Origin of the sequence: Lysobacter hankyongensis, from assembly GCF_039543145.1 — a bacterium.
Classification (GTDB): Bacteria; Pseudomonadota; Gammaproteobacteria; order Xanthomonadales; family Xanthomonadaceae; genus Lysobacter_I; species Lysobacter_I hankyongensis.
The window spans coordinates 219,413-233,139 of the sequence record NZ_BAABJE010000010.1; the positions used below are offsets into that span (position 1 = coordinate 219,413).

At 66.0% G+C, this 13,727-nt stretch carries 15 protein-coding genes; 9 read left to right on the plus strand and 6 right to left on the minus strand.

Features of this window, described 5'->3' with window-relative positions; all coding sequences use genetic code 11:
- Positions 1-31: 31 nt before the first annotated feature.
- Positions 32-397 (plus strand): H-NS histone family protein, encoded by a 366-nt coding sequence (locus ABD974_RS10660; protein WP_345303294.1) that lies wholly within the window; start codon positions 32-34, stop codon positions 395-397.
- Between the two features lie 222 nt (positions 398-619).
- Here ABD974_RS10660 and ABD974_RS10665 read toward each other — a convergent pair whose 3' ends face one another.
- Positions 620-1,858, minus strand: a complete 1,239-nt coding sequence (locus ABD974_RS10665; RefSeq protein ID WP_345303295.1) for a threonine/serine exporter family protein — start codon at positions 1,856-1,858, stop codon at positions 620-622.
- Positions 1,859-1,924: 66 nt separating this feature from the next.
- On the minus strand, positions 1,925-2,824 hold the full coding sequence (locus ABD974_RS10670) for an ATP-grasp domain-containing protein (protein WP_345303296.1): 900 nt from the start codon (positions 2,822-2,824) through the stop codon (positions 1,925-1,927).
- Positions 2,825-2,953: 129 nt separating this feature from the next.
- Here ABD974_RS10670 and ABD974_RS10675 point away from each other — a divergent pair, with 129 nt between their 5' ends.
- From ABD974_RS10675 to ABD974_RS10705, 7 genes are all read left to right on the plus strand, one after another.
- Complete coding sequence (locus ABD974_RS10675) at positions 2,954-3,664, plus strand: CoA transferase subunit A (protein ID WP_345303297.1); 711 nt, start codon at positions 2,954-2,956, stop codon at positions 3,662-3,664.
- Positions 3,664-4,293: a CoA transferase subunit B gene (locus ABD974_RS10680; RefSeq protein WP_345303298.1), complete on the plus strand. Its 630-nt coding sequence runs from the start codon at positions 3,664-3,666 to the stop codon at positions 4,291-4,293. The genes ABD974_RS10675 and ABD974_RS10680 overlap by 1 nt, the downstream gene beginning before the upstream one ends.
- Positions 4,294-4,398: 105 nt before the next feature.
- On the plus strand, positions 4,399-4,965 hold the full coding sequence (locus tag ABD974_RS10685) for a YqgE/AlgH family protein (RefSeq protein WP_345303299.1): 567 nt from the start codon (positions 4,399-4,401) through the stop codon (positions 4,963-4,965).
- Positions 4,958-5,554 carry a 3'-5' exonuclease gene (locus ABD974_RS10690; protein WP_345303300.1) on the plus strand — a complete coding sequence of 199 codons (597 nt, stop codon included), beginning with the start codon at positions 4,958-4,960 and terminating at the stop codon, positions 5,552-5,554. The genes ABD974_RS10685 and ABD974_RS10690 overlap by 8 nt, the downstream gene beginning before the upstream one ends.
- Positions 5,551-6,009 (plus strand): Holliday junction resolvase RuvX, encoded by a 459-nt coding sequence (gene ruvX / locus ABD974_RS10695; protein WP_345303301.1) that lies wholly within the window; start codon positions 5,551-5,553, stop codon positions 6,007-6,009. The genes ABD974_RS10690 and ruvX overlap by 4 nt, the downstream gene beginning before the upstream one ends.
- 7 nt (positions 6,010-6,016) lie before the next feature.
- Complete coding sequence (locus ABD974_RS10700) at positions 6,017-7,009, plus strand: aspartate carbamoyltransferase catalytic subunit (RefSeq protein ID WP_345303302.1); 993 nt, start codon at positions 6,017-6,019, stop codon at positions 7,007-7,009.
- A gap of 72 nt (positions 7,010-7,081) precedes the next feature.
- Complete coding sequence (locus ABD974_RS10705) at positions 7,082-8,362, plus strand: hypothetical protein (protein WP_345303303.1); 1,281 nt, start codon at positions 7,082-7,084, stop codon at positions 8,360-8,362.
- A gap of 16 nt (positions 8,363-8,378) precedes the next feature.
- Here the strand turns inward: ABD974_RS10705 and ABD974_RS10710 are convergent, their stop codons facing one another.
- The gene (locus ABD974_RS10710; protein ID WP_345303304.1) at positions 8,379-9,539 is read right to left on the minus strand and encodes a fatty acid desaturase family protein; all 1,161 of its coding nucleotides are present in this window, start codon (positions 9,537-9,539) and stop codon (positions 8,379-8,381) included.
- A gap of 5 nt (positions 9,540-9,544) precedes the next feature.
- Positions 9,545-10,657 (minus strand): ferredoxin reductase, encoded by a 1,113-nt coding sequence (locus tag ABD974_RS10715; protein WP_345303305.1) that lies wholly within the window; start codon positions 10,655-10,657, stop codon positions 9,545-9,547.
- A 64-nt stretch (positions 10,658-10,721) separates the two neighbouring features.
- Here ABD974_RS10715 and fabR point away from each other — a divergent pair, with 64 nt between their 5' ends.
- Positions 10,722-11,417 (plus strand): HTH-type transcriptional repressor FabR, encoded by a 696-nt coding sequence (fabR, locus tag ABD974_RS10720; RefSeq protein WP_425562677.1) that lies wholly within the window; start codon positions 10,722-10,724, stop codon positions 11,415-11,417.
- A 21-nt stretch (positions 11,418-11,438) separates the two neighbouring features.
- Here the strand turns inward: fabR and ABD974_RS10725 are convergent, their stop codons facing one another.
- Positions 11,439-12,251: a carboxylesterase family protein gene (locus ABD974_RS10725; RefSeq protein ID WP_345303307.1), complete on the minus strand. Its 813-nt coding sequence runs from the start codon at positions 12,249-12,251 to the stop codon at positions 11,439-11,441.
- On the minus strand, positions 12,215-13,675 hold the full coding sequence (locus ABD974_RS10730) for an alpha-amylase family glycosyl hydrolase (RefSeq protein WP_345303308.1): 1,461 nt from the start codon (positions 13,673-13,675) through the stop codon (positions 12,215-12,217). The genes ABD974_RS10725 and ABD974_RS10730 overlap by 37 nt, the downstream gene beginning before the upstream one ends.
- Positions 13,676-13,727: the final 52 nt, after the last annotated feature.

Below are 13,727 nucleotides of genomic sequence, written 5' to 3' on the forward strand. Positions count from 1 at the left end.
GCGCGGGAATTCCCCGTTCTACGGAGTACACATGGCAATCGATCTGAAAGGTCTTTCCGCGCAGGAGCTGAAGCGCCTCGCGACCGACATCAAGAAGCAACAGACCGCGCTGAACAAGCGCAAGCCCATCGCCGGCGTGCGCAAGAAAGTGATCGCCCTGGCCAAGGCCGAGGGTTACACCATCGCCGAACTCTTCGGCGGCAAATCCGCGAAAGCGGCGCCTGCGAAGAAGGCCGCCAAGAAGGGCGCGAAGAAGGCGACGAAGAAAGTCGCGCCGAAATATCGCAACCCCGCGAATCCGAAAGAGACCTGGAGCGGTCGCGGCAAACAGCCGCTGTGGCTCGCCGCGCAGGTCAAGAAAGGCAAGAAAGTCGAAGAGTTCCTGATCAAGAAGTAAGTCGGGCCGCGCGCGAGCGCGCATCGTCCGATACGAAAAACGCCGGCTTTGCGCCGGCGTTTTTCGTTGTGGTCGCCGATGCGAGAATGAATGTTGATGTTTTCGGTAGAGCGGCCTTTAGGCCGCTGCCTTTTCTCACCAAAAACTAGCGGCCTGGTTTTCAACAGTCAAAGACTGGTCAGGCCGCTCTACCGTGAGCATTCAACCGCGAACACTCGACGATCAAAGATTCCGTCGCGTCGGAATCAGGATATTGCCGAACAGCAGCCCCGCGACCAGCGCGAGCAGGACGTTCAGCGCGGCGAGAATCGCGGCCTGTCCCGCTTCCATGCTCTGCCCCTGCACCACCGCGAGCAGTCCGCGCAGGCTGGCGCTGCCGGGCACGAGCATGATGATGCCGGGCAGCCGCACCAGCGCGCCGGGGCGATTGAACCAGCGCGCGTAGGCGTTGCCGGCGGCGGTCATCGCCAGCGCGGCCACGAACACGCCGACGGTGCTGTCCCATTCGGCGCCGACGAAACGCGAGAGCAGATAACCCGCCGCCGCCGACAGCATCACCAGCGGATAATCGCGGCGGCCGGTGCGGAACAACACCGCGAACGCATACGTGCCCAGCACCAATGCGAGACCTTCCACCCAGTCCGGCTGCGGACGCAGCGCGCGGATTTCCGGCTGCAGGCCCAGCATGCCCGCGGCGGTCAGCGCGACCAGCATGCCGATGGCGAGCTTCAGGATGGTGCTCATCGCGCCGGCGAAACGCGCGGTACCGGACACGAGATTCTGGTTGGTGAGTTCGTTGACCGCGTTGGTCAGCGACATGCCGGGCATCAGCACGATCAGCGAGGAAATGATCACCGTGTTGAGATTCAGCGGACCGATGACGCTCGCCACCAGTACCGCGACGCTGCCGGCGACCATCGCGGCCAGCGCATCGTTGGCTTCCTTCAGTCGCGGGCGGTTCTGCGTCGCCCAGTCGAGCACGCCGATCAGCAGCCCGGTCGCGCCCGCGGTGGCGATGTCCAGCCACGGCAGGCGCCACAGCCCGGCGACGGCGGCGGCGGACAGGCCGAACGCCAGAATCGCGACGAACTTGCCGCGCCAACTGCCGGGGCGATCGAGCGCGCGCAGCGCGGCGTGACCGGCATCGAGATCCAGCTCGCCGGACATCACCGCTTCGGCGATGCGGTCGGATTCGCAGAGTTTGTAGAGGTCGGTCTCGCCGGGCGACAGGCGCACCACGCGCACGGTGTCGCGGCGGCCGCCGCCGGCTTCGCCGAAGGACAGGATCATGCCGGTCGGATTCGACCACGCCCCGCACTCCAACCCGAGTTTCGCCGAGACCGCCATCACCGAGCCTTCCAGCCGGTGCGCGGTGGTGCCGTAGGCGTGCAGGCGACCGGCGAGTTCGACCACGAAATCGACGCGCGCGTCGTGATCGTGGCGCTGCAGGGCGGCATTCATGGCGGTGTTCCGGCGGCGGGACGACAAGGCCGGCATGGTACCCGATCGCCCCGGCGGGCTCCGCCGTCAGTCGTGCAACCGGCGCATCAGCGCGGCGACGAAACGGTCGGCGGAACCGGGCGCCTGATCGAAGAACAGCGAGGGTTCGGTGAGTTCGAGTTCCAGCAGCCTCGGCGAACCGGCCTCGTCGCGGATCAGATCGACGCGGGCGTACGGCAACGGCTCGGCGGAACGCGCGCGCAGCGCGGCGAGCACCGCCTCGCCCACGCGCAGTTCGTCGGCTTCGGGCGCGCGCGCCGCGATCGCGTCCGCAAGCCCGGTGTGATCGAGCCCGGCCTCATCGGGCCGCAGCAGCGCGGCCTTGCGGATCGCATGGCTGAAGGTCCCGTCGAAATACAGCAGCGCGGTTTCGCCCCGCGTGTCCACGGCGTCCAGATACGGCTGCAGCATCGCGCTGCGTCCGGCATCGAGCAGCGCGCCGAGATGATTCGCGGCGGCGAAACTCTGCGCGCGCCGGTAGCGCTGGGTGTCGCGGGAGCCGGCGCTGACCGTCGGCTTCACCACCACTTCGGCGGCGTCGGGAAACGCGGCGAAGAACGCCTCCAGCGCCGGCAGCGGCTCGGCATCCGGTTCGACGAACCGGGTGGGCACCACCGGCACGCCCGCGGCCTCGAGATCGGCCAGATAGTGCTTGTCGGTGTTCCAGCGCAGGATCGGCAGCGGATTCAGCAACCGGCTGTCGCGATCGATCCGCGCGCACCAGGCCAGGAATGCCGGCAGCCGCTCGAAATAGTCCCACGGCGAGCGCAGCACGACCGCGTCGTAGCGGGCCCAGGACACGGTGGCGTCGTCCCAGGCCCGGACCTCGGCCGCCAGCCCGGCGCGGTCGCAGGCGGCGAGCAGCGGCGGCATGTCGTCGTCGAGCGCGGCGGAGACGATGGCGGTGGCGAAGGCGATGCGGGTCATGGGCCAAGTCTAGCCGGCCGACATGCCCCAAAGTACGGTGTGCCCGGTCATCCGCAGCCGGTAAACTTGCGCGTTCCACGGATCGCCCGTCTGCCCAGGAATCCCCCGCATGCAACGCACGGTGTCGGCATGAGTACCCACAAGATCTACCCGGATGCGGCCGCAGCGCTGCATGGCATCGTCGCCGACGGCCAGACCCTCGCGGTCGGCGGTTTCGGCCTCTGCGGCATTCCCGAAGCCCTGATCGCCGCCCTGCGCGATTCCGGCGTCACCGGCCTCACCGCGATCTCCAACAACGCGGGCGTCGACGGCTTCGGCCTCGGCATGCTGCTGACGACGCGGCAGATCCGCAAGATGATTTCGTCCTACGTCGGCGAGAACAAGGAATTCGAGCGCCAGTTCCTCTCCGGCGAACTCGAACTCGAATTCAATCCGCAGGGCACGCTGGCCGAGCGCCTGCGCGCCGGCGGCGCCGGCATCCCGGCCTTCTACGTGCGCACCGGCTACGGCACGGTGGTCGCCGAGGGCAAGGAAACCCGGCAGTTCGACGGCCACTGGTACGTGATGGAAACCGCGCTGCGCGCCGACGTCTCGCTGGTGAAGGCGTGGAAGGCCGACAAGGCCGGCAACCTGGTGTTCCGCAAGACCGCGCGGAACTTCAACCCCGCCTGCGCGATGGCCGGCAAGGTCTGCGTGGCCGAGGTCGAGCAACTGGTGGAGATCGGCGAGATCGATCCCGATCAGGTGCATCTGCCCGGCATTTACGTCGACCGCATCGTCGTCAATCCGACGCCCGAGAAACGCATCGAACAGCGCACCGTGCGCCAGGGAGACAAGTGATGGCCTGGACCCGCGACCAGATGGCCCAGCGCGCCGCGCAGGAACTCAGCAACGGCGCCTACGTCAACCTCGGCATCGGCCTGCCGACGCTCGTCGCCAACTTCATCCCGGACGGCATGGACGTGTGGCTGCAGAGCGAGAACGGCCTGCTCGGCATCGGCCCGTTCCCGACCGAGGACGAGGTCGATGCCGATCTCATCAACGCCGGCAAACAGACGGTCACCGCGCGCTCGGGCGCCAGCTATTTCGGCAGCCACGATTCGTTCGCGATGATCCGCGGCGGCCACATCGATCTCGCCATCCTCGGCGCGATGCAGGTGACCCACAAGGGCGACCTCGCCAACTGGATGGTGCCCGGCAAGATGGTCAAGGGCATGGGCGGCGCGATGGACCTCGTGGCCGGCGTGAAGCGCGTGGTGGTGCTGATGGAGCACACCGCGAAGAACGGCGAACACAAGATTCTGCCCGAATGCACGCTGCCGCTGACCGGCGTGGGCGTGGTCGATCGCATCATCACCGAACTGGCGGTGTTCGACGTGACGCCGGACGGCCTCGCCCTGGTCGAAGCCGCGCCGGGCGTCGGCATCGACGAACTGCGCGAGAAGACCGGCGTCGCGTTCGCCGCGTAAGCGCGCCCTCGCCCGCCCTGCGGGCATCCTCTCCCCGCGCGCGGGGAGAGGCGAAGCGTGCGACCGGGCGCACGAGGGTGAGCGGCATGGCCTTACAATAGCCGCATGCTGCCCGAGCCCACCCCCCTCGCCAATCAGCTGCTGATCGCGTTGCCGTCGCTGGCGGACCCGAACTTTTCCCGTGCCGTGGCGCTGATCTGCCAGCACGATGCCGACGGCGCGATGGGCCTGGTGGTCAACCGCCCGTCCGAATACACCCTCGGCGACGTCTTCGAGCAGATGGGCATCGCCAGCGGCGACATCACCCTGTGCGAACGCCTCGTGCTGGCCGGCGGCCCGGTGCATCCGGAGCGCGGTTTCGTGCTGCACGACGGCGAAGCGCGCTGGGATTCGACCCTGCGGATCGCCGACAACCTCTACGTCACCACCTCCCGCGACGTGCTCGAAGCGCTCGCCCGCGGCGATGGCCCGGCCCAGTCCACCGTGGTCCTCGGCTGCGCCGGCTGGGGCGCGGGCCAGCTCGAACAGGAACTGTCCGAGAACACCTGGCTCACCGCCGGCAGCGACCCGGAGCTGCTGTTCACGCTGCCGCTGGATGCCCGCTGGCATGCGGCGGCAGGCCGGATCGGCGTCGACCTCAACCGGGTCATGGATTACAGCGGACATGCCTGAAGCGGTCGTCCCTGCATTCGCGCACTATCTGGTCATCGATTTCGAAGCGACCTGCTGCGATCAGGGCACCGTTCCCCGCCACGCGATGGAGATCATCGAATTCGGCGTGGTCATGGTCGATGCCGTCGATTTCCGCATCGTCGACGAGTTCCAGAGCTTCGTGCGCCCTGTGCGGCATCCGCAGCTGACCGGGTTCTGCAAGCAACTGACCTCGATCCGGCAGGCGGATGTCGACGCCGCGCCGACCTTTCCGGCGTGCGTCGCCGCCTTCGAATCGTGGCTGTCCCGGTATCGCGATGTCGCGTTCTGCTCCTGGGGCGATTACGACCGCAACCAGCTGCAGCAGGACTGCGATTTCCACCGGATCCCGAACCCGATCGCGGCCCCGCACCGCAACGTCAAACGCCTGTTCAGCGAGCGCCAGCGGCGGACGAAGATGTACGGCCTGTCCGGTGCTGTCCGCGAGGCCGGTCTGGCCTTCACGGGCACCCATCACCGCGGTATCGACGATGCCCGCAACATCGCCCGCCTGCTGCCGTTCGTGTTCGGCGATGCGCGTCTGGCCGACAACGCGGAGCGCGTCGCATGAGCGTCCCGCACGACGGCACCGTGCTCGGTTTCGATGTCGGCGCGCGCCGGATCGGGGTCGCGGTCGGCACCGGTTTCGGGCTCGGCGCACGCGCGCTGGCGGTGGTCGACGTGCACGACGACCAGATCGACTGGAAGGCGGTCGAGAAGCTGCATCGCGAATGGCGCCCGGCGGGCTTCATCGTCGGCGACCCGATGACGCTCGACGGCGGCGACCAGCCGATCCGCGCCCGCGCCCGCGCGTTCGCGCAGGCGCTGCGCACGCGCTTCGGACTGCCGGTCGCGATGATGGACGAACGCAACAGTTCCCAGGAGGCCGCACGGCGCTTCGCCGCCGATCGCGCCGACGGCAAACGCAAACGTCGCGACGCCGAGCTGCTGGATGCGGTGGCCGCGGCGGTGATCGTCGAACGCTGGCTGGCCGCGCCGCAGGACGCCATCCTGCTTGAGGAGTGAAGTGCCCATGACGCTGTTCCCGAATACCCTCGGCTACAAATCCGAACTGCAGACCGATCCCGAGGGCGTGCTCCACCATCTGCTCACGCTGGACGGCATGAGCCGGGTCACGCTGTCGCGGCTGCTCGACCGCGCGCAGGCCTTCGTCGACGGGGACGCCGCCGCGGAAAAAGCCGCGGCGAACGCGCTCGCCGGCATCGCGGTCTGCACCCTGTTCTTCGAACCGTCCACGCGCACGCGCCTGAGTTTCCAGCGCGCGGCGCAGCGGCTCGGCGCGGACGTGCTCAACTTCGACGCCGCCACCTCGTCCACCACCAAGGGCGAGACCGCGCGCGACACGCTGAAGAACATCGAAGCGATGGGCGTGCGCGGCTTCGTCATCCGCCACCACGAAGACGGCGTGCTCAACGAACTCGCCCGCCACGTCAACGCCGACACCCGCATCATCAACGCCGGCGACGGCCGCAGCGCGCACCCGACCCAAGGGCTGCTCGACATGCTGACCCTGCGCCAGGCCAAGGGCGAAGACTTTTCGCGGCTGAAGGTCGCGATCGTCGGCGACGTGCTGCACTCGCGGGTCGCGCGCTCCGATCTGCACGCCCTGCGCACGCTCGGCGTCGCCGAAATCCGCGTCTGCGGCCCCGCCTCGCTGCTGCCGCCGGTGAACGACAGCGGCGGCATGCTGCACGGCTGCGTGGTGACCCGGGACTTCGACGAAGCGCTGGAAGGCGCCGACGTGCTGATGATGCTGCGCCTGCAGCGCGAACGCATGGAACAGGGCCTGATCGCGTCGCTGGACGACTACCATCGCGACTACGGCCTCACCGAAGCGCGCCTGAAACGCGCCGCGCCCGACGCGGTGGTGATGCATCCCGGTCCGATCAACCGCGGCGTGGAGATCGACGACGCCGTCGCCGACGGCCCGCAGTCGCTGATCCTGCAACAGGTCTCGAACGGCGTCGCGGTGCGGATGGCGGTGCTGGAAACGCTGCTGGGCTGAGCCGAGCAGGGAAAATGTTCAGCCAGAGAAAGTCTGCGCTCACCGCAATCACAATGAAGAGAACAAGGAATTATGGAAACTCGTTCTGTCCCAAGACTCAATGATCGCGATCTTATTCGAGCATTTGAGCAGGTAGCTCAAGAATTCATCGAAGAAGGTAGCAAGGTAGACTATCATGATCAATTTGGAGACTTGATCTCAAAAGATGCGATTGAACTCCTTAAAGAATTCGCCGGATATGAGATCTCGGCAGCAGTACTTACCATTCAGAACATAACCTTCCGCCTACGCCGAACACATAGCAATTATCAACCAGATCTGAAAACTGACGAAATTGGATATCTCTTTGATGGAAAGGCTCAAAACCATGGGCACCGCCCGAAGGATCGAAACACCTTCTTCAAAGCCGACGCCAGACTACAGAGAGCACTTGCAGAGCCGTTAGCTATAGCGAAGACTTCTGAAGAATATTCGACAATCCTTTCTCACGGCACCATTCTGGAAAGAATGGAAAGTGTAGCCGCGCTTCTTATTGAGAAGAATGATGAATTTCGAAGACAGCTTCAAGTCGAGCACAGTGAGAATGAAAGCCGGCGCCAGAAAGAATTAGATGCATTGATTTCACTCGAGCGCGAAAAAGGCGAAGAACACAGAGCTCGCCTTGCGGAAGAATTCACGAAAAGACACTCGACCCTCGACGAGACTCAAAAGGAACTTGACGCGCTCAAGAAGTCGCTGGACGACCGTAACAACACTCACGTCAGAAGAGAAATTCGAACAACGATTTCAAGCATCATCAGTGACAGGCTGCAAAACTTTACCGTCTCCAAAGCAACAAAGACCCAATACCTGACAGTAAATGTCGCCTCCATCGGCGGATTCATCATTCTCGCTGCGGCCACGATCTACTTCGGCGCACAGATACAAATCGATCCAGAAACGAAAAAATACGGGCCGGAATCCATTGCCCTGATCATCAAGTCAGCTTCCTTTGGTGCAGTAACAATAGCACTGGGCTCTTGGTATCTAGGGTGGCTGAACCGGTGGTTCCAGCGCATCGCCGATTCAGAATTCAAGCTCCAGCAATTCCGTCTGGACATTGAGCGCGCATCTTGGCTCGCCGAAACCGTATTGGAGTGGAAATCCAGCTCCCAGGAACCTTTCCCCGAACTACTCGCAACACGGCTCTCGGACGGACTCTTTCAGTCAACGGGCAGCAGCGCGGATGGTCCGAGAACACCCGCATCCCATCTTGCCGAAGCGCTTTTTGGCTCAGCCTCTGCCGCGAAAATCCGGGTTGGCGAGAATGAACTGAACTTCGACAGAAGCGGCATAAAGCGACTGGACGAGTAGTTCATGCACCAAACGCTCAGCTCACCGCAGGCGCCAAAGCAGTATCGTGCCGCGTCCGCGGCCGACTCGGGAAGGCATGGCGCAGGATCCGCCAGATCACTTCGCCGAACTGTTTCGGCAGCGAGCCGGTGTTGTAATGCTGGCCGTAGCGCGCGCAGATCTCGCGCACTTCGACGGACATCGCCGCGTAGCGGTTCGCGGGCAGGTCGGGATAGAAGTGATGCTCGATCTGATGGCTGAGGTTGCCGGACATCAGGTTCATCAGCCGGCCGCCGGTGAGATTCGACGAACCGCGCAGCTGGCGCAGATACCAGTGGCCGCGCGATTCGCCGATCGCCGATTCCTTGGAGAAGGTTTCGACGTCGGCGGTGAAGTGGCCGCAGAAGATGATGGTGTAGGTCCACAGGTTGCGCAGCACGTTGGCGACGGCGTTGCCGAGCAGCACCGGCAGGAAGAACGGACCGGCCAGCAGCGGGAAGAACACGTAGTCCTTCAGCACCTGCCGCGCCATCTTGCGTCCGACGGGACGGAACTGCGCGCGCATCTTCGCGAACGAGGTCTTGCCGGCGAACCAGCGGCCGACGCGCAGATCTTGGATCGCCACGCCCCATTCGAACAGCAGCGCGAAGATCACCGCGACCACGGGCTGGGCGAGGTGGAACGGTTTCCAGCGCTGCTCGGGGAAGATCCGCAGCAGGCCATAGCCGATGTCGTCGTCCATGCCACGCACGTTCGTCCACGTGTGATGGCGATAGTTGTGGGTCTTGCGCCAGTTGTCGCCGGTGCCGGCGATGTCCCACTCGTAGGTCTTGCCGTCCAGATGCGGATCGCGCATCCAGTCGTACTGGCCGTGCATGACGTTGTGGCCGAGCTCCATGTTTTCGAGGATCTTCGACAGCCCGAGCAGCAGGGTGCCGGCGATCAGCGCGGACAACGGTCCGGCGCGCAGCGCGCCATCCAGCAGGCCGTCGCCGAGCAGACCGCCGGCGACCGCACCGCCCCACAGCAGCAGCCGGCCGGCGAAGCCGGTCCAGCGCACCCCGGCATACACGCGACGGATGTAATCCGCGTCGGCCTGGCCCAGGGTGGCGACGGTGCGCGCGCGCAGGGCGTCGAGCTCCCGGCCGAAGGTGTCCAGCTCTTGTTCGGACAGCGTGCGGTTGTGCTTCGTGGTCATGGCGTTCAAAGATCGAGAGTGAGATCGCTGCGCGCGCTGTTGACGCACAGGCGCAACGCGGACACCGGTTCGTGTTCGACGTCGCCGGTATGGAGGTGCCGGGTGGTGCCGGCGCGTTTGCCGCAGGCGCAGGTATTGCAGATGCCCATGCGACAGCCGGACGCGGGTTTCAGCCCCGCGGCCTCCAGCGCGGCCAGCAGCGACATGCCGCGCGGCACATCGAGCGTGCGCCCGCTGCGGGTCAGGGTGATGACGACATCGCCGCTGTCGGCGTCCTCGGCGGCGATCCTTGGCGGCGGCGTGAACGCCTCCGCCCGGAAAGTCAGCGCACGCGTGGCGGTCAGCGCGCGCGCGGCGGCGACGAAGCCGTCGGGACCACAGGCGAAGACGCGGCGCTGCTGCAGATCGGGCACGCAGGCGGCCAGCAGCGCGGCGTCGATGCGACCCTGGCGGAGCGCGGACGACGCGTCGTCGCGCGTCGTGACGAGTTCGAGATCGAAATCGGCATGCCGAGCGGCCAGCGCGCGCAGCTCGTCGACGAAACAGTGTTCGTCGCGGGTGCGGGCCCAGTAGATCAACGCGATCGGCACCGGCATGCCGGCGGCGGCCTGCGCGCGGATCATCGCCATCAGCGGCGTGATGCCGCTGCCTGCGGCGAGGAACAGCCAGCGGCCGTCCGGCGCGTCGGGCAGGGTCATGTCGCCGAAGGCGGGGCCGAGTTCGAGCACGTCGCCGATCTTCGCATCGCGGCACAGATGCCGGCTGAGTTTGCCGCCGGGGATCGCCTTCACCGTGATCGCGATGCGGCCGTCGGCGCGGGGCGCGTCGCTGGGGCTGTAGCTGCGGACGACGCGGATACCATCGATCTCGGCGCCGATGTTCAGATGCTGCCCCGGGCGGAACCCGGCCCAGTGGCGGTTGGGCTGCAGCAGCAGGGTCGTGGTGTCGGCGGATTCGGCCTGCCGGCCGACGATCCGGGCCAGCGGGCGGTCCCAGGACCAGGTCGGATGCAGGCGAGACGCCCAGAAATCGAAGACCGCGGGCGCCACGAGACGGCCTCCCAGGCGTTTGAGCAGCGGGGCGCGGGGCACGATCTCGGAGCGGGCGACAACGTTCATGGCTCCGACTATACCGTCGAAAATACATTTGTCTATACAACTGTATATTTTTTGCGAGGCTATGATGCAAGGCCGCCCCGACCACTGCCCTCCGCCCGTGACTTCCCCGCTCCCCAACGACAACGTCGAGCTCGATGTCCCCTCCGGGCGGAAGACCTCCATTTCCCGCGAGGATCTGCTCGCGGCGGCGCTGCGCCTGATCGGCCCGCACCGCAGCGTCTCCAGCCTCAGTCTGCGCGAGGTGACGCGTGAAGCCGGCATCGCGCCCAACAGCTTCTATCGCCAGTTCCGCGACATGGACGAACTGACGGTGGCGCTGATCGATCTCGCCGGCCGCTCGCTGCGCAAGATCATCGGCGCCGCCCGTGATCGCGTGGCGACGCAGCGCGGCATCGTGCGCAGCTCGATCGAAGCCTTCATGGAACAGCTGCGTGCGGACGACAAACTGCTGCACGTGCTGCTGCGCGAAGGCACCGTCGGTTCCGACGCCTACAAGCAGGCGGTGGATCGCGAACTCACGTTCTTCGAAGAAGAGCTGCGCACCGACCTGGTGCGCCTGGCGGCGGCCGACGGCACGACCATGCACGAACCCGCGCTGGTGTCGAAGGCGATCACGCGGCTGGTGTTCGCGATGGGTGCGATGGCGATGGATCTGCCGCCGGAGCGCGACCGCGAACTGATCGATCAGATCTGCACGATGGTGCGCATGATCATCACCGGTGCGCGGACCATCGCGGAACAAGAAACGTCGAAGAACTGAGGCCGCAACGGCGCGGCGATCTCACTTCCGCCGCTGCGCGAACAGCCATGGCCACAGCTCGGGCGTCTGCGCGTAGGCCGGATCCCAGCTGTTGTGGTTGGCCTCCGGAAATTCGGTGTAGCGCACGTTCGCGGCGCCCGCGGCCTTGAACGCGGCGTAGGCCGCGCGCGATTCGCCCGGCGGCACCACATCATCCTTCGCGCCGTGGAAGATCCACACCGGCAGATGTTTCAGGCGCTGCGCCAGCGCGGCCGGCTTGTCGGCCTCGTCGCGCAGCGGGCCGACGAAGAGATCGCGCTCGGCGCGCGGCGCGGTCAGGCCGCCGCAGATCGGCACCAGCGCGGCGAAACGCCGCGGTTGCATCAGGCCCAGTTCCCATGTGCCGTAACCGCCCATCGACAGCCCGGTGAGATAGGTGCGATCCGGATCGCCGCCGAACTCTTCGCTGGCGGCCTCCAGCGCGGCGAACGCGATCGCTGCGGCCACGCCGTTCCAATCGCGGCCCTCGGGCGCCTGCGGAAACACGACGAGCGCCGGGAACGTATCGGCATGCGCGCGCACATACGGGCCGATGCCCGCGCGCGTGGGTTTGTCGCCGTCGTCGCCACGTTCGCCGGTGCCATGCAGGAACAGGATCGTCGGCAGCGACTTGCCGCGACGGCGCTGCGCAGGCACGAACACCTGATAGCGATGCTCGGCGCCGTCGACGCGCACGCTGCGCTCGACGAAACCGCCGACTGGTGCGCCGCCCGACACGCTGGCGCAGCCCGCCAGCGACAGCGCGGCGAAGACGAGCATCAACGTCGAGGCGAGACGTAGACCCGGTATTCCCATGGCTTCAGTTCCAGTGCGGTGGCGGCATCGAGTGTCGCGGATTCGCGGCTGAAATGCTCGATGTAATCGCCATGGAACAGGGACTGCTCGAAGCGCACGGTCTGCGGCTTCGGCGAGAGATTGAACACCGCGAAGACCTTGTCGTTGGCGTCCTGGCGGACGAAACTCAGCACCTGCGCGAGCCGGTCGTTGGGCACGTGGACCATCATCGCGCCCCAGCGCCCGTTCCACAGTGCGCTGTGATCCTTCTTCAGCCGGATCAGGTTCGCGTAGAGATCGCCGTTCGGATGCGGCCGCCAGGCGATCGGGTCCTTCTCGAAGAAGGCGAGCCGCTTCGCGTTGCCCGCTTCCTGGCCGTTGTAGATCATCGGAATGCCGTCGGAGACGAAGGACAACACCATCGCCGCCTGCACCGCGTCGCCGAAGGCCTCGAACTCGGTGCCTTCCCAGGCATTCTTGTCGTGATTGCTCACGAAGGTCATGCGCATGCCGCCGCGCGGGAAGAAGGCCTCGTTCCACGAGTAGTACACGTACATCGCGTTGACGTCGGCCTGCCCCTTGGCGATGCGGTGCAGGGCCTCGTACCAGCTCCAGGCGTAGGTCGCGTCGAAGGCGCGCGCGTGTAGATCGCGCGATTCCCATTCGGCCAGCAGGAAGACTGGTTTGATCGCGTCCAGTTCGGTACGCAGGTTGTCCCAGAAATCGACCGGCACGAAGCCCGCCACGTCGCAACGGTAACCGTCGACGCCGACCTCGCGCACCCAGTAGGCCATCGCATCGGTCATGTACTTGCGCAGACCGGGCTGGCTGTAATCGAGATTGATGATGTCCGACCAGTCCCACCACGGTGTCGGATGGAAATCGCCCTTCCAGTCGCGCGCGTACCACTCGGGATGCTGCTGCAGCAGCGGGTTGTCCCAGGCGGTGTGATTGGCCACCCAGTCGAGAATCACGTACATGCCCTGCGCATGCGCGGCGTCGACGAAATGCTTCAGGTCGTCCAGGGTGCCGAACTCCGGATTCACGCCGTAGTAGTCGCGCACCGAATACGGGCTGCCCAGCGTCCCCTTGCGGTTCTTTTCGCCGATCGGATGCACCGGCATCAACCACAGGATGTCGACGCCGAGCGCCTTCAGCCGCGGCAGTTCGCGCTCGGCGGCGCGGAAGGTGCCTTCGGGCGTGAACTGGCGGGTGTTGATCTGGTACAGCACCGCGTTCTTCGACCATTCCGGATTGCGCAGCTTCACGTAGGGCTGCGGTTGATAGCGGGGATCGGCGGCGGGGTCGGAAGGATGTGCGGCCACGGCAGGTCTCGCGGAGGCTTGGGAGGACGAGGGGACGGGCGTCTGGGCCGAAGCATCGAATGCCGCAGCGGCAATCGCGGCGGCGAAGGCGAAGATCAGGGCGAGGACGGGCTGGCGCATGCGGGGCTCCGGAGTCGTCCAGCGGATGTACGCCCCGCGCCGCCGGGACGCA

Coding starts and splice junctions, on each gene's coding strand:
- ABD974_RS10660 (WP_345303294.1), top strand. CDS start 32: ATGGCAATCGATCTGAAAGGTCTTTCCGCGCAGGAGCTGAAGCGCCTC.
- ABD974_RS10665 (WP_345303295.1), bottom strand. CDS start 1,858: ATGAATGCCGCCCTGCAGCGCCACGATCACGACGCGCGCGTCGATTTC.
- ABD974_RS10670 (WP_345303296.1), bottom strand. CDS start 2,824: ATGACCCGCATCGCCTTCGCCACCGCCATCGTCTCCGCCGCGCTCGAC.
- ABD974_RS10675 (WP_345303297.1), top strand. CDS start 2,954: ATGAGTACCCACAAGATCTACCCGGATGCGGCCGCAGCGCTGCATGGC.
- ABD974_RS10680 (WP_345303298.1), top strand. CDS start 3,664: ATGGCCTGGACCCGCGACCAGATGGCCCAGCGCGCCGCGCAGGAACTC.
- ABD974_RS10685 (WP_345303299.1), top strand. CDS start 4,399: ATGCTGCCCGAGCCCACCCCCCTCGCCAATCAGCTGCTGATCGCGTTG.
- ABD974_RS10690 (WP_345303300.1), top strand. CDS start 4,958: ATGCCTGAAGCGGTCGTCCCTGCATTCGCGCACTATCTGGTCATCGAT.
- ruvX (WP_345303301.1), top strand. CDS start 5,551: ATGAGCGTCCCGCACGACGGCACCGTGCTCGGTTTCGATGTCGGCGCG.
- ABD974_RS10700 (WP_345303302.1), top strand. CDS start 6,017: ATGACGCTGTTCCCGAATACCCTCGGCTACAAATCCGAACTGCAGACC.
- ABD974_RS10705 (WP_345303303.1), top strand. CDS start 7,082: ATGGAAACTCGTTCTGTCCCAAGACTCAATGATCGCGATCTTATTCGA.
- ABD974_RS10710 (WP_345303304.1), bottom strand. CDS start 9,539: ATGACCACGAAGCACAACCGCACGCTGTCCGAACAAGAGCTGGACACC.
- ABD974_RS10715 (WP_345303305.1), bottom strand. CDS start 10,657: ATGAACGTTGTCGCCCGCTCCGAGATCGTGCCCCGCGCCCCGCTGCTC.
- fabR (WP_425562677.1), top strand. CDS start 10,722: ATGCAAGGCCGCCCCGACCACTGCCCTCCGCCCGTGACTTCCCCGCTC.
- ABD974_RS10725 (WP_345303307.1), bottom strand. CDS start 12,251: ATGGGAATACCGGGTCTACGTCTCGCCTCGACGTTGATGCTCGTCTTC.
- ABD974_RS10730 (WP_345303308.1), bottom strand. CDS start 13,675: ATGCGCCAGCCCGTCCTCGCCCTGATCTTCGCCTTCGCCGCCGCGATT.